Source organism: Streptomyces sp. NPDC050161, from assembly GCF_044460025.1.
In the GTDB taxonomy this organism is placed as follows: Bacteria; Actinomycetota; Actinomycetes; order Streptomycetales; family Streptomycetaceae; genus Streptomyces.
Window position 1 is genome coordinate 346,082 of sequence record NZ_JBITJM010000001.1, and the last position, 25,443, is coordinate 371,524.

Genomic DNA, 25,443 nt, shown 5'->3' on the forward strand with positions numbered 1-25,443 from the left:
CACTCGTCGCGCACGTCACATTCACCGATGGGTTTCAAGGCATGACTTGGCGGGAAACACACGGGGTTTGCCTGCGTGAGGGTAGGACTCAGCGCCGCGGCACCCCGTCAGACGGGCGCGAGGCGCCATCTGATGCGTGCTTCCGCCACCGACCCTACGCCACGGGCCGTCAACCTCGATGTGACTCCGTTCCCGGAAGGGCGACCCGGATGCGGCACCCACGGGTGGATTCGGCCACCCCGATCCGGCCGCCGTGCAGATCCACCGCCCAGCGCGCGATCGCCAGGCCGAGTCCGGTGCCCCCGTCGGCCCCCGGCCCCGACGCCGCGGGACCGCCGCGGTTGAAACGCTCGAAGACGCGGTAGCGCTCCGACTCGGGAATGCCGGGCCCCTCGTCCTGCACGTCCAGCTCCAGGCTCTCGGGCCCCTCGCCCCGCCGGGCGTGCACGGTGACCCGCCCGTGCCGCGGGCTGTGCTTGATCGCGTTGTCGATCAGATTGGCCACGACCTGGTGCAGCCGCTCGGCGTCCGCGTACGCGGTCAGCTCCGGGGGCGAGACGTCGAGGTGCAGATGGACGTCCGTCCGGGTGTGGGTGCCGGATCCGGCGAGCCCGGCCAGGGTCGAGGCGCCGCGGCTCATGTTGGCTTCCTTGAGCACGCCCGACAGGTAGGGCCACACCTCGAAGCGGCGGCTGTGCAGCGGCACCACGCCGTTGTCCAGGCGGGAGAGGTCCAGCAGGTGCTCGACCAGCCTGCCGAGCCGCTCGGTCTGCTTCAGCGCCGTCCGCATCGTCTCCGGATCGGGCTCGGAGACCCCGTCCACGACGTTCTCCAGCACCGCACGCAGCGCGGCGATCGGCGTCCGCAGTTCGTGCGAGACGTTCGCGACCAGTTCCTTGCGGTGGGTGTCCACCGCCTCCAGGTCGGCGGCCATGCGGTTGAACGCGTCCGCCAGGTCGCCGAACTCGTCCCGGCGCTCCGAGCGGACCCGGCGCGTGTAGTCGCCCTGCGCCATCGACCGCGTCACGTCGGTCATCTCGCCGAGCGGCGCGGTCAGGCTGTTCGCCACGAACTGGGTGATCAGCAGCGAGGCGATGATCGAGAAGACGGTGATCACCCGTAGCTCGGTCGCCGAGTGCATCGCCACGAACACCAGCAGCGTCGTGATGATCACCGAGACGATGACCAGCGCACCCAGCGCGGCCTTCACCGAACGGTAGGGGTCCAGCGGTCGCAGCCCGTCCCAGAGCCGCTCGCCCAGCCCGCGGGCGCGGGCCTGCCACCACCGCGTCATGCGGGCGGGGTCTCCAGGGCGTAGCCGACGCCGTGGACCGTGCGGATGCGCTCGGCGCCGATCTTGCGGCGCAGTGCCTTGATGTGGCTGTCGACCGTGCGCGTCCCGGAGGCGTCCGCCCAGTCCCACACCTCGGCCAGCAGCTGTTCGCGGGAGAGCACCGCGCGCGGGGTGTTCGCCAGGCAGACCAGCAGGTCGAACTCGGTGGGTGTCAGGTGGACATCGGCGCCGCGCACCCGCACCCGGCGCTGCGCGTGGTCGATCTCCAGCTCGCCCAGGCGCAGGATGCCGCTGCGCGGAGTGTGCGCGGCCAGCGCGGCGCGCTCGACGCGGCGCAGCAGGACGTGCACCCGCGCGGCCAGCTCCCGCATCGAGAACGGCTTGGTCATGTAGTCGTCGGCGCCGACCCCGAGCCCGACCAGCATGTCGGTCTCGTCGTCCCGCGCGGTCAGCATCATCACCGGCACCGGGCGCTGGGCCTGGACCCGGCGGCACACCTCCAGGCCGTCGAAGCCCGGCAGCATCACGTCCAGGACCAGCAGGTCGGGCTGCCACGCCTCGGCGGTGTCCACCGCGGCCGGGCCGTCGGTGGCGGTCTGCACCTGGAAGCCCTCGGCGCGCAGCCGGGCCGCGATGGCGTCCACGATCGTCGGGTCGTCCTCGACGACCAGCACCCGGCGCTGGGCGCCCGGCGTGGCCGCGGCGGTACCGCCCTGGCTGGTCTGAGTCTGGTCCATCGCCCGCCCCTGCATGTCCCCGTGTGCGTGGTCGCGTAGTGCTGGACGAGGCGGCCCGGCAGCGCGCAGCCCGCCGGTGGGGGCGGGCGGTGTCGCGCCGGACTCCTGTCCAGGGGAGCAGCGTAAGGGCACGGTGTGACTGTCGGCTACGCGCCCTTGCGCGCGAGATGCACCACGTCGGGGACGCCTCGGGCAACAGGGATCTCTTCCGTACGTACCCCCTGGAATCCGGCATTCCGGAGGGCGAGGTCGAAGGCGGGCGACGGCTGGGCCGACCAGACGGCGAGCACACCGCCCGGTGCGAGCCGGTCCCGGCAGACCGCGAGACCGGCCGGTGTGTAGAGGCCGTCGTTGTCCTCGGTGACCGTCCAGTCGGGTCCGTTGTCGATGTCCAGGCACAGCGCGTCGAAGGTCTCCCGGCCCGCGCCGTCGCGCAGGTGGGCGACCAGATCCGCGTGCACGATCCGCGTCCGCGGGTCCGCCAGGGCGTCGCCGGAGAGTTCCGCCAGCGGCCCACGGCGGTGCCAGTCGATCACCGCGGCCTCCCGCTCGACGACCGTGATCCTGCCCCAGCGCTCCTCCTGCACCGCCCTGACCAGGGAAATCCCGACGCCCAGGCCGCCGATCAGCACGGTGGGGCGCAGCCGGTCCTGCGGCAGCCCGGCCAGTGCGGCGTCGATCAGCAGCCGCTCGGACCTGCCGTCGGACGTGTCCATCAGGAAGCAGCCGTTGGCAATGATCTCGTAGACCGCCGCGTCACCTGCGCGGCGCCGCCGCAGGACCACTTCGCCGTACGGGCCCTCGCGGCGGTCGAGGGTGCGCGGGCCTTCGGGGAGGCCGGCCGTCGAGGGAAAAGGGGGAACGGGAGCCATGCGGCCATCCTGGCGGGCCCGGTCCGCGGTGGTCCACCTTCCGGGGGCGCGGCGCCGGAGCGGACGTGGTGCACCCCGTTCGGGTTGCCCGCGGTGACGCACTTGTGACGCACTTCACTTACACAGCTCGCTCATGGGTTGAACAGGCACGCTGTCCCGCACGTTGTGCACAGCGGAGCGCGGCTGGGGAGACGGCCGACGCGAGCGCCTGAACGGAAGGAGCCCGGAACGGTGAGCTTGGTGGACACCGCGGACGCCGCGGACACCGCGCGGGCGGGCACCGGACCGGCCGGGCTCGGGAGGCTGCCCCGGCAGCCCGCCGGACCGCCGTCCGTACGCGCCGACGAGGCCGCGCCGCAGGCCGGGCCCGCGTCTGACACCGCCGTCGCGGACACCGTCCCCGCGGCGGGGCGGGCGCGCGTGGTGGCCGCGCTGAGCCGGCTCCGGCTGCTGCTGCCCAGCCCCACCGGCACCCCCTTCACCTTCGGTTACACGCTCGTCCTCCTGGTGACCTCCTTCATCGCCGCCCACGCCGCCCCCGCGTTCGTCGGCGAGCTGCTGCGCGGCTCCAGCACCGACGTCGCGCACCTCACCCACACCCCGCTGCTGGTACTCGTCGCCAGCGCCCTGTGGATAGCCGGCGGGGTGACCTCGGGGTTCGCCGTCGCCTTCCTGTTCGTGCTGACGGCCCTGGAGCGCCGCATCGGGGGCCTGGGCGCCGCCGCGGTGTTCACCGGCGGCCACGTACTGGCCACCCTCGCCACGGAACTGCCGGTCGGCTTCGCCGTCGCCGCAGGCCAGCTGCCGGTCAGCTCGCTGCACCGCCTCGACTACGGGATCAGCTTCGGCGTGATGACCTGCACCGGCGCGCTCGCGGGACTGCTGCCGGGACGGCTGAGGTGGCCGCTGCTGGCCGGCGTCGGCTACCTGGCCGTCGGCGACGTGGTGGCCTTCGTCGACCCGATGGCGGCCTGGGGCCACCTCCTCGCGCTCGCCCTCGGGGTGGCGAGCTGGCCGCTGCTCCGCCGCCGTCGCGCCCGGCGGGCCCGCCCGGAACCGCTGCGCGGCGACCTCGGCCACCCGGCCCTGGCGACGCCGCCGCCGAGGTCCTGAACGAGGCGCCGACGGGGCGTCCTGGTAACGGAGTTCAGGCGGCCAGGAGGTCCGCGATCTCCTGGTGGAGGGAGACGGGGAGAGTGAGGTCCCACCGGGCGGCGGCCTCCGTGGCGAGATCGCGGCTCCACCGCCAGCTGTGCCGGGCCGCGGCGCGGACCGCAGCCGGCTCCGCGGCGGCCGTGGTCGTGGCGTAGCGGGCGCGGTCGTCGGCCGGCAGGTCGTGCTCCAGGTTGCGGCTCGGGGTGAGCCAGTGCGCGGTGGATTCGCGCAGCAGGCGGCACAGCTGGAGCTGCGACGGGGCGACGACGGTGTGCAGCAGGGCGTGGGCGCGTGCGGTCTCGCCGCGGGCCAGCACCTGGGCGAGCATCAGGGTCCAGTTGGCCAGCTCGGCGGTGAGCTGCCGGGCCGTGCCGACCGGCTCGGGCGGGACGAAGGCGGCGAGCCCGCGGGCCGCTTCGGTCAGCCGCCCGCTGCGGTCGAGCAGGATCGCGGCGTCCGGGTCGGGCAGCTGCACCATGCCGCGCCAGGAGGGGACTTCATTGATGCCGGGGCCTGCCGCCTCGACGTGGAACTCCCCGCGCATCAGATCGTCGAAGACGACGGCGAGGATCCCGTACATGTTGGTGTAGGCCAGCTTCAGCGGGGCCAGCCGCTCGATGAACTCCCGTCCGTCGAAGGCGTCGGCGTCCTGGTCGCGCACGTAGAGGTACGCCTCGATGTCCGAGTACGCGTCGGCCTCGCCGAGCGTCCAGGAGCCGTACAGCAGGACGCCGTCCAGCCGGGGTTCGGCGCGGGCGGCCTCGCGCAGCCGCTCGATGCGGCGGTCGAGCGCGGGGGTGGGGGTGTGGTGGGGCATGGGTCTCCTGAGCGGTGCGGGCGGCATGCGCCGGGTGGTGCCCGTGCGGCATGGCATGCGGACGGTCCCGGTGGCTGCCGGGTGGTGGATCTCGGGGTCGCGGACCGTGCGCGCGTACTCAGGAAAAGACGCCCATGGGGCGCACTGTACCGGGGAGTTGGGGGAGGGGGAGGGGCACGGATGCGCCCGGCCGGTCGGGGTGACCGGGGTGTCCGGGCTCTGATCGCTCACGGCGAACACGGGCCGGGGAACATCTGCCGGGCGCTCTGCATTGAGTGGGTACAGCTCAACTTGCCTGCCGAAGGGGAGATCATGGCTTCGTCGTCCGCCTCACTCACTCTGCCCGTGCTGCCCCTCGATGACGAGGTGGTGCTGCCCGGCATGGTGGTGCCGCTGGATCTGTCCGACATCGACGTCCGGGCCGCGGTGGAGGCCGCGCAGGCAGCCGCCGCACCGGGTAACAAGCCGGAGGTGCTGCTTGTGCCCCGGATCGGGGGCGCGTCCCGCGCGGCGTCCGGGACCGGCACCTACACGGCGATCGGCACGCTCGGACGGATCGAGCAGGTCGGACGGCTGTCCGACGGCGATCCCGGTGCGCTGATCCGCGGCCTTCACCGGGTCCGTATCGGGGTCGGCACGACCGGTCCCGGCGCCGCACTGTGGGTGGAGGGCAGCGCCATCGAGGAGACGGTGCCGGGTTCGGGACCGGACGAGTCCGGCCGGGAGGGCGCGCTGCCCGGCGCCGTCACCGAACTGGTCACCGAGTACAAGGCGCTGGCCACCAGCTGGCTGCGCAAGCGCGGCGCCTGGCAGGTCGTGGACCGGGTGCAGCAGATCGAGGACGTGGCGGCGCTCGCCGACAACTCGGGCTACTCGCCGTTCCTGACCATCGAACAGAAGGTGCGCCTGCTGGAGACCGTCGACCCGGTCGCCCGGCTGAAGTACGCCACCGAAGTGCTGCGCGAGCACCTCGCCGAGCAGGACGTCGCCGAGTCCATCGCCAAGGACGTCCAGGAGGGTGTCGACAAGCAGCAGCGGGAATTCCTGCTGCGGCGGCAGATGGAGGCGGTCCGCAAGGAACTGGCGGAGATCAACGGCGACGCGGAGGACGAGGGCGGGGACTACCGCGCCCGGGTGGAGGCGGCCGGCCTGCCCGCGGACGTCCGCAAGGCCGCCCTCAAGGAGGTCGACAAGCTGGAGCGGTCCAGCGACCAGAGCCCGGAGGGTTCCTGGATCCGCAACTGGCTGGACACCGTCCTGGAACTGCCGTGGAACGAGCGGACCGAGGACGCGTACGACATCCCGGGCGCCCGGGAGGTGCTGGACGCCGACCACGCGGGCCTGGAGGACGTCAAGGAGCGCATCACCGAGTACCTGGCCGTCCGCAAGCGGCGGGCCGAGCGCGGCATGGGTCTGGTGGGCCGGGCCGGTGACGGCGCCGCGGCGGATGGCGGAAGCGCAGGTCAGGGCGGCGGGCGCCGGTCGGGTGGCGCGGTGCTCGCGCTGGTCGGACCGCCCGGGGTCGGCAAGACCTCGCTGGGTGAGTCCGTCGCGCGGGCCATGGGCCGCAGGTTCGTCCGGGTCGCGCTCGGCGGGGTGCGGGACGAGGCGGAGATCCGCGGGCACCGGCGCACGTACGTCGGCGCGCTGCCCGGACGGATCGTGCGGGCGGTCAAGGAAGCCGGTTCGATGAACCCGGTGGTGCTGCTCGACGAGATCGACAAGGTGGGCTCCGACTACCGCGGCGACCCGGCAGCCGCCCTCCTGGAGGTCCTGGACCCGGCGCAGAACCACACCTTCCGCGACCACTACCTGGAGGTCGAACTCGACCTCAGCGACGTGGTGTTCCTGGCCACCGCCAACGTCCTGGAGGCCATCCCCGAGCCGTTGCTCGACCGGATGGAGCTGGTGCGCCTCGACGGCTACACCGAGGACGAGAAGGTCGTCATCGCCCGGGACCACCTCCTGCCGCGCCAGCTGGAGCGGGCCGGTCTCGAACCGGGCGAGGTGACCGTCGGGGACGACGCGCTGCGCAAGCTGGCGGGCGAGTACACCCGCGAGGCCGGTGTGCGGAATCTGGAGCGCGCGGTGTCCAGGCTGCTGCGCAAGGTGGCGGCCCAGCACGAACTGGGCGAGCGGGAGCTGCCGTTCGCGGTCGGCGCCGGGCAGCTGCGCCCGCTGATCGGGCGACCGCACCACACGCCCGAGTCGGCGCAGGACCCGGCCGAGCGGCGGACCGCGGTGCCCGGCGTGGTCACCGGCCTGGCCGTCACCGGAGCGGGCGGCGACGTGCTGTACGTCGAGGCGTCGCTCGCCGATCCGGAAACCGGCGCATCGGGGCTCCAGTTGACCGGGCAGCTCGGCGACGTGATGAAGGAGTCGGCTCACATCGCGCTGTCGTTCCTGCGCTCGCACGGCGCGGAACTGGAGCTTCCGGTGGGCGATCTCAAGGAGCGCGGCGTGCATCTGCACGTCCCGGCGGGCGCCGTCCCCAAGGACGGGCCGAGCGCCGGCGTGACGATGACCACCGCACTGGCCTCGCTGCTGTCGGGGCGGCAGGTGCGGCCCGATGTGGCGATGACCGGTGAGGTCTCGCTGACCGGGCGGGTGCTGCCGGTCGGCGGCGTCAAGCAGAAGCTGCTCGCCGCGCACCGTGCGGGGATCACGACGGTGATCATCCCGCAGCGCAACGAACCGGACCTGGACGAGGTGCCGGCCGAGATCCTGGACGCGCTCGACGTCCACCCGGTCTCGGACGTCCGCCGGGTGCTGGAGCTGGCGCTGACCGACGCGGCGGCCCCGGTGCGCGCACCCGGGGCGCCGGCCAGGGAGATCCCTGCCGCGGCGTGACGGACGCGGCAGGAGCAGGCCCCTCCCGCACGAACACGCGGGAGGGGCCGCGGTGCTGCCCGGCGCCCCGGCCGGATCAGGTCCGGCGGGCCCGGTCGCCGTCAGCCGTCGCCGTCAGCCGTCGCCGTCAGCCGTTGGCGAGCGCCTGGAGCCGGTCGTAGGCGCCGTTGAACTTGTTGTGGTCGCCGACGGTCGGTCCGGTCGAGGTGTACTGCCAGATGGTGTGGAAGCCCCAGCCGGCCGGGAGTTCACCGACCGAGGAGCCGTAGCGCGGCACCCACAGCGGGTTGACGCTGCCGAATCCGGCGTAGTTGCCCGTGCACTGCTTCCACCAGCTGGTGGAGGTGTAGATGACGGCGTCCCGCCCGGTGCGCGCCTTGTAGGTCGAAAACCAGTCCTTCATCCAGTTGACGAGCCCGCTCGCGCTGAGCCCGTAACAGGTCGACCCGTAGGGGTTGTACTCCATGTCCAGCGCGCCCGGCAGGGTCTTGCCGTCCTTGGACCAGCCGCCGCCGTGGTCGACGAAGTAGTTGGCCTGGGCGGCGCCGCTGGAGGTGTCGGGTGTGGCGAAGTGGTACGCGCCGCGGATCATCCCGGCGTTGTAGGAGCCGTTGTACTGCTGCGCGAAGTACGGATTGACGTAGCTGGTGGACTCGGTCGCCTTGACGTAGGCGAACTTCACGCCGCTGCTCCACAGCGTCGCCCAGGCGACGTTGCCCTGGTGGCCGCTGACGTCCACGCCCTCGACGCCGGCGAGCAGGCCGCGGGCCGGTGCGCCGTCGGTCGCGGTGCCTTCGTGGGCGGCGATCTGGGAGCCGGCCCAGTCCTGCCCGGGGTGGGTGGGTTCCGGTGCGTCCTTGCCCGCGGCTGCCTGCGCGGACGCGGTGGCGGACACCCCGACGAGCAGGGAGAGGGCGGTGAAGAGGATCCCGGCCGCGCTCGCCAGCGTGCGCGAGCGGTGGGGGGAGCCGGACCTGTGCACGGTCATGCGTGCCTCCGAAGCGGTGGTGGGTGACCTGAGGGGGGTAAGGACCCGCGGCGGGCCGCGGTCCGGCGGCACCGCCACCGGGGTGCGGTGACGCGGGTGCGCAGTACGGGAACGAGCGTGACCTGCGGGGGATACGAGCGCGTGGAGCGTGGCGACGACGTACGGGGACGCGGGACGTGGGACGCGGACGTGAAGAGCGGTGACCGGCAGCCGCGGGCAGCACGACTATTGGTGTGGCCATGCCAGAAAGACGATACGCGCGTAGACCGTGGCGATAAAAGGGGGGCGCGGGGCTGCCGTTGGTCTAATCCTGCGAAATACTGGCCAAGCTGCGGCTTCGGCGGCAGCCGGAGGAAACTTTCACGACGGGGAAAGCCGGAAAGGGCGCTGACGTGCACAACACCGGAGCCGACGGAACGACGGCGGACGGCGAACCGAGTGGTGTGGACCACGTATTCCTGTCACTGGAACGCGAGTTGGCGGTATTCCTCCGCCGGGCCCGCGCCTCGTCCGGCGAATTGGCCAGGGAAGTCCACCCCGACCTGGAATCGGCCGCCTACGGCCTGCTCGTCCGCCTCGCGGACGCCGGCGCCCAGCGGGCCACCGAACTGGCCGGGTACTTCGGCGTCGGCAAGGCGACGATGAGCCGCCAGCTGCACGCCCTGGAGCAGCTCGGTCTCGTCGCCAGGGAGCCCGATCCGGCCGACGGGCGGGCGGTCCTGGTGCGCATCACCGACGAGGGCCGCGACCGCTTCAACCGGGTGCGCAACGCCCGCCGGGCCCGCTACGCCCGCAGCCTGGCCGCCTGGGACCGCCAGGAAGTCGCCGAACTCGGCCGCCTGCTGCACCGCCTCAACGCCGAACAGGACGGCGACGACGCCTCGTAGGGCGTCCGACGGTTCGCTAAACCCGTATCCCCGAGCCCGTCCGGAACTCGCCCTTGCCCGGGGCGCCCGCACCGTCTACGGCCCGGCGCGTCACGGCTGTACGAAGACCACCGCCGCGTCGTCCCGTGGCTTGCCGCGCGGGTGGGTGGCGCCCTCCGGGTCCGCCGCCTCCGCCGCCCGCACCTCGTCGATCAGGGCCTGCGGCCCCCGCTCCGCCACCAGCGCCGCGCAGTGCGCCCAGGAGCCCTTACGGAAGACCTCGACCCAGCGGCCGGCGCCGTCGCTCAGCGCGGTCAGCGAACGGACGTCGGCGCGCGGCGTGCGGCCGGTGACCGCGCGGGCCGCCACCGAAGGATCGGCCGCCGCGGTGAAGAACCCGCCGTCGGCGTTGCGCAGCGCCTCGACGGCGCGGCCGTACTCCCGGCCCGCCGCGGCGCGTTCGGCCGAGCCGCGCGGCAGGGCCCGCACGGCGTCGCGCTGCGCGCGGACGGCGGGCGGCAGTTCGTCGAGGCGGGGGTCGAGCACCGGGTGCACACGGCCGTCCGCGCCCTCCAGGAGGAGCACCGAATCGGACAGCACGAGGTGCTCGACGTCCTCCCCCGACCAGCGCGCCAGCACCACGGTTGCCTGCGGCGTGCGTACGTGAGAAAGGTCACAGGTCGACCGGTGAATGTCGGCCGTACGGGAGATGGCCGCGGCCAGTACCTCAGGGAGCGTCATATCCCGGCGTGAAACCGACAGTTCGAGCAGCGCGCCGCCGAGCCGGGCGGTGAACCAGGACACCTCGTGCACGCAGCCGTAGTCGTCAGCGGGCGGCGTCACGCCGTCCAGGAGCACCAGGACTCCGCCCTGGCCGGAGGCGGGAAGGGCGACGGACGCGTAGTCCTCGTTCGGGAGTTGGGGATCGCCGGGCTCGGTGGCGAGTTCGATGCGCATGGCCGCAAGTCTGCCGGAGCGCGGCGGGCCCGCCGGTGGCCGGACGTGTGCGGGTCGCCCGGCGGGCGGGGCGGGGGAGTGCGCGGACCGGGACGGGCCGGGGTGCGGGGCGGCGCGGTGCGGGCGCGCATCTTTGCAGGAGCCGACCGGTTCTCCAAACCTGTACCAGGGTTGCGAGGGGTTGCAACGGGCATTGCCCGTGCGCGGAAGTTGATGGTCAACTTCTGATTGATGTTCACTCATTCGCGTGGCCGGGCAAGCGTTGCCGAGCCACTGCGCGGAGCCGGTGGAAGGGTCAATTCCCGGATCATGGGGGCGGGCCAGGACATTCGTAGCGTCGCGCAAAGCCGGGCTGTTTCCCTTCGCGGAAGTGTGCACTGCTGCGGTTTTCGCGCAGGTCCGCCCCGCGAGCGGAAACCGAGCCGGACCCGCGCGCCACACGGCGTGGGCAGGCGAGACAGGAATGCGAGCAGCGGTGCGGAAGAAGCGGCTTCGGGGCAGCGCAGGGAAGCCGGGAACACCGGCCCGTTCGGTCTCAGGACCGGGTACGGGAGCGGACCCCGGTTCGGACACGACGTCCGGTGGCGACCCCGCGCGCAGACGCCCCGCGCGGGTGCGTAACCGTCTCGTGGGCGCGGTGGCCGTGGTGGCCGCCGCCGTCCTGGGCGCCGGCGCCCCCGCCCTGGTCGCCGCGGCCGATCAGGCACAGGCCGGGCAGCGCCTGGTGGACCTCGCCGAGCTGGACTCCCGCGCCATCGCGCTCGCGCACTCCCTGGCCGACGAACGCGACAGCATGACCGAGTACGTCGCCACCGGCCGCAGCGCACAGTCCGGCGCCGGCGCGTCCGAGGCACAGCGCTCCCGCGTGGACCGGCAACTCCGCGACCTGCGCGCCGAGGCCCAGGACGCGTCCGGTGACACCCCCGGCTACGTCGCCGCCGAGAAGCTGCTCGCCGCGCTGCCGCAGACCCGCCAGGACGCACTGTCCGGCTCCGGGCCCGCCGAAGACACCTTCGCCGCGTACACCAGGGTCGTCCAGGCGCTCGGCGCCATCTCCGAGGACATCGCCCGTGCGCTGCCCGCCCGCGACGACGGGGCCGACGCCGACACCCGCGCACTGCCCTCGCTCGGCCGCGCCGTCGACCAGGCAGCCGCCACCCGCGCCCTGCTGATCGCCGCGCTGCACGCCGGCGGACCGCAGGCCAAGCTGACCGGCGCCGCCCAGCTGACGCACCTGCGCGAACAGGGCGCGCTCGCCGACTTCGCCCAACTGGCAGGCGAGAAGTCCCAGGACAGCTACGACAGCACCGTCAACGGCGCGGACGTCACCACCGCCGAGCGCTACCTCACCCGGCTCACCGACCAGCCGCACCTGGACGCGGCCGACCTGGCCCTGAGCCGCGAGCGGGTGCAGTCCACCCTCACCGCCCGCATCGGCCTGATGCGCGGCGTCGAGTCCGCCATGGCCACCCAGGACATCCAGCGGCTCGCCGCGCTGCGCGACGACGACGTGACCGCGCTGGAGATCCGGATCGGCCTCGTCGGGCTCTGCCTGCTGCTCGCCGTCGGCATGAGCATCTCCGCCGCGCGCTCCATGACGCGCCCGCTGGCCGCGCTGCGGCTCGGCGCCAAGCGGGTCGCCGCCGACCCCGCGCACGAGGACCCGGTCGCCTTCAAGGGCAAGAACGACGAGTTCGCCGACACCGTGCGCGCCGTCAACGCGCTGCACGCGCAGGTCGGCGAGGTGGCCAGGCGGACCGCGGAACTGGAGGGCGAGCGCGGCCGGCTGATCACCGGGCGGCAGCGTCTCGCCGACGAGCGCGAGGTGCTCAACGACGAGCGGGCGGCGCTGAAGCAGGAGGTGGCGGCCCTCACCGAGCGGCTCGCCGCGCTCCGCACCGGCGTGCACGGCCGGTTCGTCAACCTCTCGCTGCGCACCGTCGGCCTGGTCGAGCGCCAGCTCGGCGTCATCGAATCGCTGGAGGAGAGCGAGCAGGACCCCGAGCGCCTGGAAACCCTCTTCAAGCTCGACCACTTCGCCGCACGGATGCGCCGCAACAGCGAGAACCTGCTGGTCCTGGCGGGTGCCGAGCAGCACGGCACCGGACACCCGGGGCCGGTGCCGCTGCTGGACGTGCTGCGGGCCTCGGTCAGCGAGATCGAGCGCTACGACCGGGTCCGCATCCAGTCCCTGCCGCCGCACTCCCAGGTCGCCGGGTTCGCCGCCGACGACATCAGCCACCTCGTCGCCGAACTCCTGGAGAACGCCACCGCGTTCTCGCCGCCTGACGCGCACGTCGAGCTGTCCGGCTGGCTGCTGGAGAGCGGCGAGGTGATGCTCTCCGTCCAGGACGAGGGCATCGGCATGACCGCCGACCGGCTGGCCGAGCTGAACGACCGGCTGGCGGACGCGGAGGCGGCATCGACGTCCGAGACCGTCGACGAGGCGCTGGGCCTCGGCCTGTACGTCGTGGTGCGGCTGGCCGCCCGGCACGGCGTCCGGGTCCAGCTGCGCGCCCAGAACCAGGGCGGCGTGACCGCGGTCGTGGTGCTGCCCGGATCGATCCTGCCGACCCGGCCAGGACCCGCGGGCACGCGGCCCCCGGGCGCCGACGCGCACCTGGCGGGCCCGACCCTGCCCGGCTCGGTCGCCGAGGCGAACTCCAACACCCTCCAGACGCGGCTGCCCCGGCTCGACCCGGCGACCGGCACCCCGGCGGCGCCCGCCGCACCCGCGGCCCCGGCCCCGGCACCCGCCCCGCAGACGCCCGCCGCACCGGCGCCTGTCCCGGCCCAGCAGATCCCGGCCCAGCAGGCCGACCCGCTGGTCGCCGCTGCGGAGCGGGCGATCGACGCGGCCGGCATCCAGCCGCGCCCGCACCCGCAGCACGGCACACCCGAGAGCGCGGGCACCGCCGCGCCGTACGCGGACGCGGCGCCCGCCGGGGCCCAGGGCACGGCCACACCGCCCGCGCCCGCCGCCTCGTCCGCGCCCGAACCCAGCGCGTACGGACCGCTGTCCAGCGGCCCCTACGCGACCGGCACGACCGAACACAGCAGGCCCGACGACGTCCCGCCGGCCGCCGCGCCCGGCCAGGACCACAGGACCGCGCCCGCCACCCCGGCAGCCGACGAGGCGCCGAGCGTCCCGCAGACCACGGCGCCCGACCCGGCCCCGGCGCAGACCACGGCGCCCGACCCGGGCCCGGCACCGGCGGGCGAGGTACGGCGGACCGACATGGGCCTGCCCAAGCGCACGCCCAAGATCGTGGCGCAGCAGCAGGCGCCCGCCGCCCCGCGCAAGAGCGGGGCGGCCAACGCCGAGGCGCTGCGGCGCAGGCTCGGCGGCTTCCAGCAGGGGGCGCGAAGCGGCCGACGCGACGTCGAGGCCGAAATCGCGGAGCGTACAGCGGAGCAGACCATCCCACAGAAGGACACCGACGGAGCGGGGGCCCCGGGAGAGAGCCACGTTGTCGAGGAGGCACGCGATTGAAGGCGCAAGCGCCCACTGCTTACGGGCAGGGCCCCAGTAGCCAGGCCCGGAACCTGCACTGGCTGTTGACCAACCTGGTCGATGAGGTCCCGGGCATCCGCTCGGTGGCCGTCGTGTCATCCGACGGACTGCTGCTGCTCTCCTCCGACCCGGCACGGGCGGACGAGGCGGCACAGACCGGAGCGGGCGGCGGGCCCCGTGGCTCCAGCGCGGACCTGGCCACCATCGTCTCCGGCCTCGGCAGCCTCACGTCAGGTGCCGCCAAGCTGATGGCGGGCGGGCTCGTCAAGCAGACCATGGTCACGATGGACGAGGGCAGCCTCTTTGTCATGTCGATCAGCGACGGTTCGCTGCTCGGCGTCCACGCCACCCCGGACTGCGACATGAGCGTCATCGCCTACCACATGGCGCTCTTCGTCGGCCGGGCCGGACACGTCCTCACCCCCGAACTCCGCAGCGAGCTGCGCAAGTCGATGGAGAGCCAGTGAGCAGTGCCCCTCAACTCCCCGTGCGCGGCGGGGAACGCAAACCCGCGCGGGTCAGGCCCTATTCGCTGACCGGCGGACGCACCAGGTTCGGCCACGTCCTGCTCGTCGAGACGTTCGTGGCCGCGCTCGACGCACCCGACGAGCGGCGCGAGCTGACGTCGGGCGGCTGGGGCGACCGGGTCATGCCGGAGATGCGCGCCATCGTCGAACTCTGCCGCCGGATGCGCTCCGTCGCGGAGATCTCGGCGCTGCTCAAGATGCCGCTCGGCGTGGTGCGCGTGCTGCTGAGCGACCTCGCCGACCAGGGAAAGATTCGCGTCTACGGCACCGGGCACGGCACCGGCAGGCCCGACCGCGCGCTGCTCGAAAGGGTGCTGAGTGGACTTCACAGGCTCTGACACGATACCGGCCGCGCCGACGGCCACCGCCGGCTCCGTGGCCGCGTCCGGCAGCGCGGCCACCCCCGCCGACGCGGGGCTGCAGAGCTGGCAGACGGACAGGTCGCGGGCTCCGATCGCCACCAAGATCGTGGTGGCCGGCGGCTTCGGCGTCGGCAAGACGACGTTCGTCGGCTCGGTCTCGGAGATCACCCCGCTCCAGACGGAAGCGGTGATGACGCAGGCCAGCGCCGAGACGGACGACCTGAGCGCCACCCCCGAGAAGACCACGACCACGGTCGCGATGGACTTCGGGCGGATCACCCTCGACCAGGACCTGGTGCTCTACCTGTTTGGCACACCAGGACAGCAGCGCTTCTGGTTCATGTGGGACGACCTGGTGCGCGGCGCGATCGGCGCGATCGTGATGGCCGACACCCGGCGCCTGGAGGACTGCTTCCCCGCGCTCGACTACTTCGAGAGCTGCGCGCTGCCGTACGTCGTCGCGGTCAACCACTTCGAGGGGACCGCCAGCTACGCCGTGGAGGACGTGCGCGAGGCGCTGACCGTACCGCCGCACGTCCCCATCGTGATCATGGACGCGCGCAAGCGGTTCACGGTGATCGAGTCGCTGCTGGCGCTCGTCGCCCACGCGCTGGAGACCACCCCCGAATAGCACGTCCCCACAGGACGTCCGATCAGGCTGTCTGCCGCCCCGAACCACCTCCTCCCCAAGCAGCAGCAGTAAGCAGAGAAGAGCGCCGCCATGCGGAAGATACTCATCGTGGGAGCCGGCCAGTCCGGTCTCCAACTCGCCCTCGGGCTCCAGTCCCAGGGGTACGAGGTCACCCTGATGTCCAACCGCACCGCCGACGAGATCCGCTCCGGCCGGGTCATGTCGACGCAGTGCATGTTCCACACCGCCCTCCAGCACGAGCGCGACCTCCAGATCAACTTCTGGGAGAGCCAGGCCCCGCGCATCGAGGGCTTGGGCGTCTCGGTCGCCGCCCCCGGCAGCCACGCCGAGCCGGGCGGCTCGCAGCGCGCCATCGACTGGGTCGGCAAGCTGGACGGCTACGCCCAGTCCGTCGACCAGCGGGTCAAGATGGCCGGCTGGATGGAGACCTTCGCGCAGCGCGGCGGCCAGCTCGTCATCCACGGCGCGGCAGTCTCCGACCTGGACTTCTTCGCCAGCCGCTATGACCTGACGCTGGTCTCGGCAGGCAAGGGCGAGCTGGTCTCCATGTTCGGCAGGGACGCCACCCGCTCCCCGTACGACGCCCCGCAGCGCGCGCTCGCCGTCGCGTACGTCCACGGCATGGGCCCGCGCCCCGAGCACCCCGAGTTCGACGCGGTCCGCTGCAACCTCGTCCCCGGCGTCGGCGAACTCTTCGTCATGCCGACGTTCACCAACTCGGGCCGCGCCGACATCCTCTTCTGGGAGGGCATACCCGGCGGCCCGCTGGACGCCTTCCAGGGCGTCAAGGACCCCAACGAGCACCTCACGCTCACCCTTGAGCTGCTGGAGAAGTTCCTCCCCTGGGAGTACGCGCGCTCCACCAAGGTCGAACTGACCGACGCCCAGGGCACGCTGGCCGGGCGCTACGCCCCGACCGTCCGCAACCCGATCGGCCGGCTGCCGTCCGGCGGCCTGGTGCTCGGCGTCGCCGACGTCGTCGTCGCCAACGACCCGATCACGGGCCAGGGCTCCAACTCCGCGTCCAAGTGCGCCGCCGCCTACCTCGCCTCCATCGTCGAGCACGGGGACGCACCGTTCGACGCCGCGTGGATGCAGGCCACCTTCGACCGCTACTGGCAGACCGCCCAGCACGTCACGAAGTGGACCAACGCGATGCTGGCGCCGCCGCCCGAGCACGTGCTGAACGTCATCGGCGCGGCGGGCCAGCTCCAGCCGGTCGCCGACCGCTTCGCCAACGGCTTCAACGACCCGTCCGACTTCGAGAACTTCTTCTTCGAGCCGGACAAGGCCAACGCCTACCTCGCGTCGCTGACCGGCGGCCCGGCCGCCTGACACCCGCGCGATCCCCGGCCGGGCGCCCGCGGACGCGGTGCACCGGCCGGGGGGTCAGGCGCCGGGAGCCGAGGCCGCGCGGTATCCCGCGTCCGACGAGCCCGCGTCCGACGCGGCGGCGGTGACCTGCCGGGGCGGCGCGTACGCCGTCAACGGCGCGCTGCTCGCGTCCGGCCGTACCGCGCCCAGCAGCGGGTTGGACGCCAGCGGCGAGATCTTCACGGCCGCGCCGGGCCGCGGCGCCTGGACCACCTTGCCGTCACCTGCGTACAGCGCCACGTGCGTGGCCCCGGGGAAGTAGAGCACCAGGTCACCCGGGCGCAGCTGCCGCAGCGGTACGTGCGGCAGCCGCTTCCACTGCTCCTGGCTGGTGCGCGGGATCGCCCGGCCCGCCTGCGACCAGGCCCTGGACGTCAGCCCCGAGCAGTCGAAGGCGTCAGGACCCGCCGCGCCCCAGACGTACGGCTTGCCGACCTGGCCGAGGCTGTACGCGAGCGCCCGTTCACCGACCTGCGAGGGCGCGCCGCCCCGGCCGACCGTGCCGTCGGCGAGCAGCGCGCGCTGTGCGGTGTCGACCTTGCGGTTCTCCAGCCGCCCCACCTCGGCGAGCTGGTCACCGGAGAGCGAGGCGAGCATCCGCTCCACGCCCTGGAGCTGCCGCCGCACCGTGTCCCGCTGCACCTTGCGCCGCTCGGCCAGGGCACGCTGCCGGCCGAGCGCGGCACCCGCCTGCCGGGCCAGCGTCGCGGCCCGCTTCTCGCTCGCGGCCAGCCGGGCGACGACCGCGGCCTGGCCACCGGCCGCCTCCCTGAGCAGATGCCCCTCGTCCATCGCCCGCTCCGGATCCTTCGACAGCAGCACCCGCAGATACGACGAGACCGCGGCAGGACCCGACCCCTGGTACTGCATCCGCGCCAGCCGCCCGGCGTCGGCACGCCCCTCGGCCAGCTCCGAACGGGCCTGCCGCAGACGGGAGTTGAGCAGCGCGGCCCGCCGCTGCGCCGTGGCAAGCCCCTCCTGCGTCGCGTTGAACGCCTCGGTGGACGCCTCGGTGGTGCGGTAGAGCGTCTGGAGCTGACGGAGGAGTGCGGCGGGGGTGCCGGGGGTGGCGGGGACCGTGGGGGCGGCGGGGAGGGCAGGAGCCGCGGGCTCGGCGTCCGCCCCGGCCCCGGCGTCCGCGCCGCTGTCGCCGCCCGCGCCGTCACCGCCGTCCGTCCCGGCCGCCTCCGTCCCGGCTCCCCCCGCGCCGTCGTCCGATCCGGTGGCGCCTTCGGTGACGGTGCCGAGGCCGCCCTCGCCGGTATCGGACGAGTGGACGTCAGGACCGCCATCGGGGGAACCGGATACGGAGCCCGAACCCGGGCCGTGATCATGCGAGTTGGGGCGTGCCGTGCCCGCCGCTCCCGGGTCGGCCAGGACCGGTGGGTTGGGCAGGGCCAGCGCCGCGGCGCCGATGAGTGCCGCGGCGCAGGCCGTCCGCAGAATCCGTCCGGACACGTCTCCTCCTCCGCCGCCCGTGCGGCCCATCCACCGGGGTACGAACCGTTCGGATGGTGCCACGCCGGTCGTATCTTCGGAGCGAAGGGGGAGGTAACGGACAGTCAGGCCACTCGATCAGCCGCCGAAGTAGGCGTCGAAGTTCTTCTGGAACTCCCACTTGTTGTAGCGGTCCCAGTTGACGGACCAGGTCATCAGGCCGCGCAGGTCGGGCCAGGCGCCGTGCGGCGTGTAGCCGCCGCAGTCGGTGTTCTTGGTGAGGCAGTTGAGTGCCTTGGTCACGTCGGCGGGTGAGGTGTGGCCGTTGCCCGCGTTCGGTGAGGCGGGCAGCCCGATGGCGACCTGGGAGGGCTTGAGCGGGGGGAAGACGTGGTCCTTGTCGCCCGCCACCGGGAAGCCGGCCAGCAGCATGTCCGTCATCGCGATGTGGAAATCCGCGCTGCCCATGGTGTGGTACTGCTCGTCGAGGCCCATGATCGGCCCCGAGTTGTAGTCCTGGACGTGCAGCAGGGTCAGGTCGTCGCGCAGCGCGTGGATCACCGGAAGGTAGGCGCCGGCCCGCGGGTCCTGGCCGCCGTACGGGCCCGAGCCGTAGAACTGGTGGCCCAACTGGACGAAGAAGGTCTCCGGCGCCATGGTCAGCGTGAACTTCTCGCCGTACTTCGCCTTGAGGCTCTTCACCGCCGAGATGAGGTTCACGATCGCGGGGGTGGTGGGCTTGGCGAAGTCGGTGTCGCCGTCGTCCAGGGAGAGGGAGTGGCCCTCGAAGTCGATGTCCAGGCCGTCGAGGCCGTAGCGGTCGATGATCTCGCCGACCGACTTCACGAACGCGTCGCGGGCGCCGGTCGTCGTCAGCTGGACCTGGCCGTTCTGCCCGCCGATGGAGATCAGCACCTTCTTGCCGGCCGCCTGCTTCGCCTTGACCGCGGCCTTGAACTCGTCCTCGCTCTCCACACCGGGACACTCGGTCTGCGGGCAGAGCGAGAAGCGGATGTCGCCCGACGTGGACGAGGTGGGTTCGCCGAAGGCCAGGTCGATGATGTCCCAACTGTCGGGCACGTCGGCGAGCTTGGTGTAGCCGGAGCCGTTGGCGAAGCTGGTGTGGAGGTAGCCGACGAGGGCGTGCGAGGGGAGTGCGGCGGTCCGCTGCCCGCCGTCCGCCGCCGCGGTGGCGTGTGCGGGGCTCGCCTGGGCGAGGGCCGCGAGTACCGCGGTGGCGGCCAGGGCGGCGAGCGAGGCGGGTACGGCGCGGGGACGCCGGTCCGTTCCGCGGCGGGCGCGGCCGGGACGGTCGGGGCGGGGTGAACGGAGACGCATGGGGGCTGCTCCTTCGGTCGGCGGCGCTGAGGGGGTCCGGCAAGGCACTGCGGGCTTGCGGGTGGGCGGCGCGGGTCGAGGGTGGCGGGGGAGCCGCCCCTGTGGCGGTGGGGCCGGCCAGGGAGGCGGGACGGCTCCCCTGCGCAGGCAGCAAACAGGACTAGACCACTGCTGTCAATGGTCCGGACCAGACTGGGAGTTGACGCCCGGTAGGCGTGCGCGGGCCGGGGCGGGTGGCGGTGACGGCAGGCGGCGGGCAGCTCAGCAGGTCACCGGATGCGGGACCGTGGCGCGGGTCAACGCCCCTTCGACCACGGCCACTTGAGGGAACGTCCCGCCCCGCCCTCCGGGTCGTACGTGTACCGCCAGCCGCGCGGCAGGCCCAGGCGGCCCGCCGGGCCCGGCTCGCGCCGGTAGACGTGCACCGTCGGCGGGATGCCGTCGTGCCCTGGCACCGGCACCGGGTAGACCTTCGGCGGCCGGCCGGTGGCGCCGACGAGCACCGGCAGCACCCGGCCGTCCAGAGGGCCGCCGGTGAAGGGGGTGTTCTCGCTTCTCACGCCCCCAGTGTCACACCGGGCGGGGGAGCGGCCCCAGGGCGCTCCTGACGGACCTCCGTGGCGTCGCGGCGGGCGGGCTCAGAGCAGATGGCCGGCGTCGGCGGTCACCGGCAGGATCCGCCGGGCCAGGTCGCCGACCTGCCCGTCCGGCGTCTCCAGGGCCAGGGCCGTCCTGATCACCCGTGCGGACTGCGGGTCGCGTGCCGCGGTCGAGGTCAGCAGGGCGATGAAGTGGTCGACCAGCCAGTCGCGCAGCTCGTCAAGGGCGGGCTGTTTGTCCTCGTCCAGCCAGATCAGCGAGGCGGCCTCGACCGCGGTGATCCAGATCCGGACGGTCATCCGCAGCCGCAGGCCGGGCTCCGGCTCGCCGAGATGGCGCAGAATCTGCTCCGCCGCGGTGCGCCGCACCTCGTCGACTATCGCGGTGGTGCGGGTCGTCTCCACCACGCTGCCGCCCTGGAGCAGGGCGCTGAAACCCGCGTCGTGCTCGTCGACGAACGCCAGGTAGCGGTCGAGGGCGCGGGCCAGGCGCCGGGTGAGGGGGCCGGTGGGCGGTTCGTCGAAGCACCCTTCGAGCACGTCGGCCGCGCTGCGCAGCGCGGACTCGTACAACTGCTGTTTGCCGCCCGGGAAGTAGCGGTAGACCAGCGGCCTGGAGACCTGGGCCGCGTTCGCCACATCGTCCAGCGAGACGTCCTCGGGGGCGCGTTGGGCGAAGAGGCCGAGCGCGGCGGCGAGCAGCTGGCTGCGGCGTTGCTCGACGCTCAGCCTGCGGTAGGCGGGCCGGGGTACTGCTGGGGCGGTGCCGCTGCCGTTCATGGAGAGCAGCGTAACCGCCCCGCCTTTGCGGTCGTACAGGCGCTCGGCCGACGGTGTCCTGAACCGGCCGTCGCGCCCCGGCGGTCAGGCCAGCAGCCCGGAGCTCTTCCACAACTTCCGTCCCGCGCCCCGGAGTACGCCGATTTCGTCGAGGAAGTCCGTCAGCCGCTGGGCACCGGACTGCATCACCTCGCGGCGGTGGCCGCTCGCCTTCACCTGGGCGAGCGCCTCACGCCTGTTCAGGCCGACGCGGGTGTAAACCTCCGGATTGACGAACGCGATGGAGAAGACCCGCGCCGCCTCGCCCGAGCTGATCCGGGTCAACTCCTGTTCCCAGCGCGGTGCCGTCACCATCTGGCGGCGCAACTCCTCGCGTGCGTACCGGACATGGCGCGCCTCCTCGACGACGTGGATGCGGGTCACGCCGCGCACGAGGGTCTGCACCCGCTCGTCGGGGAAGGTCAGCCGCTGCATCCAGTCCAGGATCTCCTCGCCGAGCAGGGTGCAGGCGAACGAACCCGGCGTGGTGGAGACCGTCTTGAGGATGCGGGCGAGGTTGTGGTTGAGCCGGGAGACCGGGTACGCGGGAGCGTCGGACTTCTGGATCAGGCGGGCGAACATCTTGGAGTGCCGGCACTCGTCCGCGATCTCGGTGAGCGCGTAGCGGACGTGTGCGCTGGTCACCGACTTGTCGTAGATGTGCCGCACCAGCAGCTGCATCAGGATGATCTCGAACCAGATGCCCAGGGAGGCGAGCGAGGCGGCTTCGTGCCGGGAGAGGTCCTGCTGCTGCTCGACCGACATCTTGTGCCACAGCGGGGTGTCGTAGAGCGAGACCAGCTCCGGCGGCCAGTACCACTTGCCGTCTTCGAGCGGTGCGTCCCAGTCGAGTTCGGTGTCGGGGTCGAAGGAGTGCTTGGCGGAGGAGTCGAGCAGGCGCTCGGCCACCTGTTCACGGTCCTTGAGCAGCCCGAGGGCGTCCCGCAGGACTTCGGTGTCCGGCATGGTCATTGGGGTCGTCGCGCTCGTCATGGCTGTGGCGTCCTCGCTCATGGGTTACCAGCGGTCACGTCTTATGAGACTGCCTGTCAGCAAGCTCGTCAATCCCTTGCGCGTGGGTTATTGACCCGTCGGTAAGGAGCGTGTGAGCCTGCCAACGATCCCCGTACGTCGGGGGGTTCGGTCATCCGAGGAGGCGCCCGTGTCGACCCGAGAGCTGTACGTACAGGACCCCGGTGACCCTCTCTGGAAGGTGCCGGCCACCGGTGCGGCCCGCTTCAGCTGGGAGTACGGCGACGGGCGCGAGCGGCTGCTCGCCCTCTACCAGAAGGGCAAGGACAAGCAGTGGGACGCCGCCTCGCGCATCGACTGGGACCTGGAGGTGGACCCGAAGAACCCGCTCGGCACCCCTGACGAGTCGATGGCCCTGTACGGCACGAAGTACTGGGACAAGATGACCGAGAGGGACCGCGGCGAGCTGCGACAGCACTACACCTCCTGGCAGTTCAGCCAGTTCCTGCACGGTGAGCAGGGCGCGATGGTGTGCGCCGCCCGGATCGTCGAGTCCGTCCCCGACCTCGACGCGAAGTTCTACTCCGCCACCCAGACCATGGACGAGGCCCGGCACGCCGAGATCTACAGCCGCTTCCTCCAGGACAAGATCGGGATGCTCTACCCGGTCAACGACAACCTCCAGGCGCTGCTCGGCGACACCCTCAAGGACCCCCGCTGGGACATGCCCTACCTGGGCATGCAGGTGCTCATCGAGGGCCTGGCGCTGGCCGCCTTCGGCCTGATCCGCGACACCACCACCAAGCCCCTGCCGAAGCAGATCCTCACCTACGTCATGCAGGACGAGGCCCGCCACGTCGCCTTCGGACGGATGGCGCTGCGCGACTACTACCGGCAGCTCACCGACGCCGAACGGCGCGAGCGCGAGGACTTCGTCATCGAGGGCTGCTACCTGATGCGCGACCGGCTGCGCGGTCTGGAGGTGCTGGAGAACTTCGGCATCCCGCACGACGAGGCGGCCGAGATCACCGAGAACTCCGAATTCCTGCACCTGTTCCGGAAGTTGCTCTTCAGCCGCATCGTGCCGTGCGTCAAGGACATCGGCCTGTGGGGAGAACGGTTGCAGCGCGCCTACGTCGACATGGGGGTCTTCGAGATGGGCGACTCCAACCTGGACCTCCTGATGGCCCAGGACGAGGAGCTGGCCGAGCAGTTGGACGCGGAGCGTTTCGCCGCCGAGGAAGCGGCCCGCACCGCCGAGGTCGCCGACGCCATCGCCGAGGGCGAGCGGGACGGGGAGTAGCGCCTGTCGTTCGGGTCGGGTCAGGCCCCGTCGGCGGCGGCGCGCAGCGCGGCGACGTCCAGCTTCTTCATGCCGAGCATCGCCCGCATGGCGCGGTCGGCGCGCTGCGGGTCCGGGTCGTCAAGGAGTGTGTACAGCTCCTGGGGGACGACCTGCCAGCTCAGCCCGTAGCGGTCCCGCAGCCAGCCGCACTGCACCTCTTCGCCGCCGTCCGTCAGCCGGGTCCAGTAGTGGTCGACCTCGTCCTGGTCGGCACAGCTGATCAGCAGCGAGACCGCCTCGCTGAAAGTGAATTCGGGGCCGCCGTTGATCGCGGTGAACGCCTGGCCGTCGAGGAGGAAGTCGACGGTCAGCACCATGCCGGCCGGGCGCGGGCCCGCCTCGCCGAAGTGGGAGACATGGGTGATCGAGGAGTTCGGGAAGACCGAGGTGTAGAACTCGGCGGCCTCTTCGGCCCGGGTGTCGAACCAGAGATTCGGGACGATCTTCGGCATGGCGCTCTCCTGGGGCAACGGGCGGCGGCACCTCCCCCTGGTAACGACGGTGCGCCGGTCGTGGGTGTGCGCCATCCCGGCGACCGTGGCACGGTGGCGGCCCGCCACCGTGCCGCCGGGGGTCAGCGGCGGCCCGACCGCGCCATCCAGCGCCCCGCGTGCCGTGACACCTCGATCGGGCGGCCGAAGCAGGCCGTCATCCGGTCGTCGGTCAGCACCTCGTCGACCGGCCCGCGCGCCTGCACCCGGCCGTCGCGCAGCAGCAGCGCGTGCCCGATCGCGGGGGACAGCTCCTCCAGGTGGTGGGTGACGGTGACGGTCGCCAACTCCGGCCGCCCCAGGGCGAGTCGGTGCACGGCGTCGATCAGGTCCTCGCGGGACGGCAGGTCGAGCGCGTTGAACGGCTCGTCGAGCAGCAGCAGCGACGGATCGGCCATCAGCGCGCGGGCGATCAGGATCCGGGCCCGCTGCCCGCCCGAGCACACCCCGTACGGCCGGTCCGCCAGCTCCTTGCAGTCCAGCTCGGCGAGCAGTTCGTGGGCCCGCTCGCGGGTGGCGTCGTCGTACTGGCGCCACAGCGGCTGCACGGTGCCGGTCGCGCCGGTCAGCACCACCGTGTGCCCGGTGGCGTCCTGCGGGACCTTCTGGGCGCTGGAGACCAGGCCGATCACGGCGCGCAGCTCGCGGACGTCCACCGCGCCGAGCCGGTGGCCGAGCACGTCGACCGTGCCGACGGTGGGGAACATCAGCGCGCCGACCAGACGCAGGATGGTGGTCTTGCCCGCGCCGTTCGCCCCGAGCAGGGCCCAGTGCTCCCCGGCGCGTACGGTCCAGTCGATGGCGTCGAGGATGACCTGTCCGGTGGTGTAGCGGCGGACGCCGACGCCGTCCAGTGCGGCGATGACGCGGGCTTCTCCCGGATCCGAAGGCTGCGAAAGGGTCATGCGGCGCAGGCTAGCTGTAGACCGCACGTTTCGGTGCGGGTGTCCGGGGTGTGGACCCCGGACGACGGCTCAGGCCAGGCCCAACAGCTCCCGCACCCGCGCGTACTTGGCGGTCAGCCGCTCACGGGTCGCCGCGTCGAGTACCGCGAGCCGCGCCGGGTCGGCGTTGTGCGCGAGGTCGGACTCCTTGACCAGCAGCGCGCCCGGTGTCGCCAGGATCCGCGCGGTGTACGCCTCCACCGGCTCGCCGGGGCGCTTGGTGACGGCGAGGATCATGTCCTTGGTCGCCGGGGACAGCGCCGCACCGGCCAGCCACGAGCGGGACAGCGCCCCGTCCTCGACGGCGTCGTGCAGCCAGGCCGCGGCGATCTGCTCCGGGCTGCCGCCGCGCCGCCGCACGCCATCCGCCACCGCGGCCAGATGCCCGGCGTACGGCGCGCCTGCCTTGTCCTGCTGCCCGGCGTGCGCGCGCCTGGCCAGCGCCTCGACCTCGGCGACGGAGAGCAGGGGCGCGGTACCTGGTGCCGTACGGGAGTCGACCATGCGGCCATTGTCGCGGACGGGACGGGCCC

General features: G+C 72.8%; 22 protein-coding genes and 1 pseudogene. 9 read left to right on the forward strand and 14 right to left on the reverse strand.

Annotated elements, in window-relative coordinates; translation table 11 throughout:
- Window positions 1-169 precede the first annotated feature (169 nt).
- From ACIBK8_RS01555 to ACIBK8_RS01565, 3 genes are all read right to left on the reverse strand, one after another.
- Window positions 170-1,294 carry an ATP-binding protein gene (locus tag ACIBK8_RS01555; protein WP_399039472.1) on the reverse strand — a complete coding sequence of 375 codons (1,125 nt, stop codon included), beginning with the start codon at window positions 1,292-1,294 and terminating at the stop codon, window positions 170-172.
- Window positions 1,291-2,031 (reverse strand): response regulator transcription factor, encoded by a 741-nt coding sequence (locus tag ACIBK8_RS01560; protein WP_227047226.1) that lies wholly within the window; start codon window positions 2,029-2,031, stop codon window positions 1,291-1,293. Before ACIBK8_RS01560 ends, ACIBK8_RS01555 begins: the two co-directional genes overlap by 4 nt.
- Window positions 2,032-2,177: 146 nt before the next feature.
- Window positions 2,178-2,903, reverse strand: coding sequence for a spermidine synthase (locus tag ACIBK8_RS01565; protein ID WP_399039473.1), 726 nt, complete (start codon window positions 2,901-2,903; stop codon window positions 2,178-2,180).
- A gap of 231 nt (window positions 2,904-3,134) precedes the next feature.
- On the opposite strand from ACIBK8_RS01565, the gene ACIBK8_RS01570 reads away from it, so the two are divergent.
- Entirely contained in the window at window positions 3,135-4,016 is an 882-nt protein-coding gene (locus tag ACIBK8_RS01570) for a rhomboid-like protein (protein ID WP_399039474.1), read from the forward strand.
- 34 nt (window positions 4,017-4,050) lie between these two features.
- Here the strand turns inward: ACIBK8_RS01570 and ACIBK8_RS01575 are convergent, their stop codons facing one another.
- Entirely contained in the window at window positions 4,051-4,875 is an 825-nt protein-coding gene (locus tag ACIBK8_RS01575) for a nucleotidyltransferase domain-containing protein (RefSeq protein ID WP_399039475.1), read from the reverse strand.
- Window positions 4,876-5,187: 312 nt separating this feature from the next.
- On the opposite strand from ACIBK8_RS01575, the gene lon reads away from it, so the two are divergent.
- Window positions 5,188-7,725: an endopeptidase La gene (lon, locus tag ACIBK8_RS01580; RefSeq protein ID WP_399039476.1), complete on the forward strand. Its 2,538-nt coding sequence runs from the start codon at window positions 5,188-5,190 to the stop codon at window positions 7,723-7,725.
- 127 nt (window positions 7,726-7,852) lie between these two features.
- On the opposite strand, the gene ACIBK8_RS01585 is transcribed toward lon, so the two are convergent.
- The gene (locus ACIBK8_RS01585) at window positions 7,853-8,713 is read right to left on the reverse strand and encodes a lysozyme (RefSeq protein ID WP_399039477.1); all 861 of its coding nucleotides are present in this window, start codon (window positions 8,711-8,713) and stop codon (window positions 7,853-7,855) included.
- Between the two features lie 392 nt (window positions 8,714-9,105).
- Between ACIBK8_RS01585 and ACIBK8_RS01590 the strand changes: the two genes are divergently transcribed.
- A complete protein-coding gene (locus tag ACIBK8_RS01590; RefSeq protein WP_399039478.1) occupies window positions 9,106-9,600 on the forward strand; it encodes a MarR family winged helix-turn-helix transcriptional regulator in 495 nt (164 codons plus the stop codon).
- A 90-nt stretch (window positions 9,601-9,690) separates the two neighbouring features.
- On the opposite strand, the gene ACIBK8_RS01595 is transcribed toward ACIBK8_RS01590, so the two are convergent.
- Entirely contained in the window at window positions 9,691-10,536 is an 846-nt protein-coding gene (locus ACIBK8_RS01595) for a hypothetical protein (protein ID WP_399039479.1), read from the reverse strand.
- A 613-nt stretch (window positions 10,537-11,149) separates the two neighbouring features.
- Between ACIBK8_RS01595 and ACIBK8_RS01600 the strand changes: the two genes are divergently transcribed.
- From ACIBK8_RS01600 to ACIBK8_RS01620, 5 genes are all read left to right on the forward strand, one after another.
- Window positions 11,150-14,029 carry a nitrate- and nitrite sensing domain-containing protein gene (locus tag ACIBK8_RS01600; protein WP_399039480.1) on the forward strand — a complete coding sequence of 960 codons (2,880 nt, stop codon included), beginning with the start codon at window positions 11,150-11,152 and terminating at the stop codon, window positions 14,027-14,029.
- Window positions 14,026-14,517, forward strand: coding sequence for a roadblock/LC7 domain-containing protein (locus ACIBK8_RS01605; RefSeq protein WP_393682520.1), 492 nt, complete (start codon window positions 14,026-14,028; stop codon window positions 14,515-14,517). The genes ACIBK8_RS01600 and ACIBK8_RS01605 overlap by 4 nt, the downstream gene beginning before the upstream one ends.
- Window positions 14,514-14,915 (forward strand): DUF742 domain-containing protein, encoded by a 402-nt coding sequence (locus ACIBK8_RS01610; protein ID WP_227047216.1) that lies wholly within the window; start codon window positions 14,514-14,516, stop codon window positions 14,913-14,915. The genes ACIBK8_RS01605 and ACIBK8_RS01610 overlap by 4 nt, the downstream gene beginning before the upstream one ends.
- A gap of 37 nt (window positions 14,916-14,952) precedes the next feature.
- Entirely contained in the window at window positions 14,953-15,570 is a 618-nt protein-coding gene (locus ACIBK8_RS01615) for a GTP-binding protein (RefSeq protein WP_399039786.1), read from the forward strand.
- A 90-nt stretch (window positions 15,571-15,660) separates the two neighbouring features.
- The gene (locus tag ACIBK8_RS01620) at window positions 15,661-16,926 is read left to right on the forward strand and encodes a styrene monooxygenase/indole monooxygenase family protein (RefSeq protein WP_399039481.1); all 1,266 of its coding nucleotides are present in this window, start codon (window positions 15,661-15,663) and stop codon (window positions 16,924-16,926) included.
- Between the two features lie 54 nt (window positions 16,927-16,980).
- On the opposite strand, the gene ACIBK8_RS01625 is transcribed toward ACIBK8_RS01620, so the two are convergent.
- The 5 genes and pseudogenes from ACIBK8_RS01625 to ACIBK8_RS01645 all read right to left on the reverse strand — a co-directional run bounded on the left by ACIBK8_RS01625 (window position 16,981) and on the right by ACIBK8_RS01645 (window position 22,151).
- Window positions 16,981-18,423, reverse strand: coding sequence for an NlpC/P60 family protein (locus tag ACIBK8_RS01625; protein ID WP_399039482.1), 1,443 nt, complete (start codon window positions 18,421-18,423; stop codon window positions 16,981-16,983).
- Between the two features lie 117 nt (window positions 18,424-18,540).
- Window positions 18,541-19,557: pseudogene (locus tag ACIBK8_RS01630) on the reverse strand (chitinase); the annotation flags it as partial.
- A 479-nt stretch (window positions 19,558-20,036) separates the two neighbouring features.
- Complete coding sequence (locus ACIBK8_RS01635) at window positions 20,037-20,300, reverse strand: hypothetical protein (RefSeq protein ID WP_399039483.1); 264 nt, start codon at window positions 20,298-20,300, stop codon at window positions 20,037-20,039.
- A gap of 78 nt (window positions 20,301-20,378) precedes the next feature.
- Window positions 20,379-21,119, reverse strand: a complete 741-nt coding sequence (locus ACIBK8_RS01640) for a TetR/AcrR family transcriptional regulator (protein WP_399039484.1) — start codon at window positions 21,117-21,119, stop codon at window positions 20,379-20,381.
- An 84-nt stretch (window positions 21,120-21,203) separates the two neighbouring features.
- Window positions 21,204-22,151 carry a diiron oxygenase gene (locus tag ACIBK8_RS01645; protein WP_399039485.1) on the reverse strand — a complete coding sequence of 316 codons (948 nt, stop codon included), beginning with the start codon at window positions 22,149-22,151 and terminating at the stop codon, window positions 21,204-21,206.
- 169 nt (window positions 22,152-22,320) lie between these two features.
- On the opposite strand from ACIBK8_RS01645, the gene ACIBK8_RS01650 reads away from it, so the two are divergent.
- Window positions 22,321-23,433 carry a ferritin-like domain-containing protein gene (locus ACIBK8_RS01650; RefSeq protein ID WP_399039486.1) on the forward strand — a complete coding sequence of 371 codons (1,113 nt, stop codon included), beginning with the start codon at window positions 22,321-22,323 and terminating at the stop codon, window positions 23,431-23,433.
- A gap of 20 nt (window positions 23,434-23,453) precedes the next feature.
- On the opposite strand, the gene ACIBK8_RS01655 is transcribed toward ACIBK8_RS01650, so the two are convergent.
- The 3 genes from ACIBK8_RS01655 to ACIBK8_RS01665 all read right to left on the reverse strand — a co-directional run bounded on the left by ACIBK8_RS01655 (window position 23,454) and on the right by ACIBK8_RS01665 (window position 25,414).
- A complete protein-coding gene (locus ACIBK8_RS01655; RefSeq protein WP_399039488.1) occupies window positions 23,454-23,927 on the reverse strand; it encodes a VOC family protein in 474 nt (157 codons plus the stop codon).
- 122 nt (window positions 23,928-24,049) lie between these two features.
- Window positions 24,050-24,871 (reverse strand): ABC transporter ATP-binding protein, encoded by an 822-nt coding sequence (locus ACIBK8_RS01660; protein WP_399039489.1) that lies wholly within the window; start codon window positions 24,869-24,871, stop codon window positions 24,050-24,052.
- A gap of 69 nt (window positions 24,872-24,940) precedes the next feature.
- Complete coding sequence (locus tag ACIBK8_RS01665; RefSeq protein ID WP_399039490.1) at window positions 24,941-25,414, reverse strand: HD domain-containing protein; 474 nt, start codon at window positions 25,412-25,414, stop codon at window positions 24,941-24,943.
- Between the last annotated feature and the right edge of the window lie 29 nt (window positions 25,415-25,443).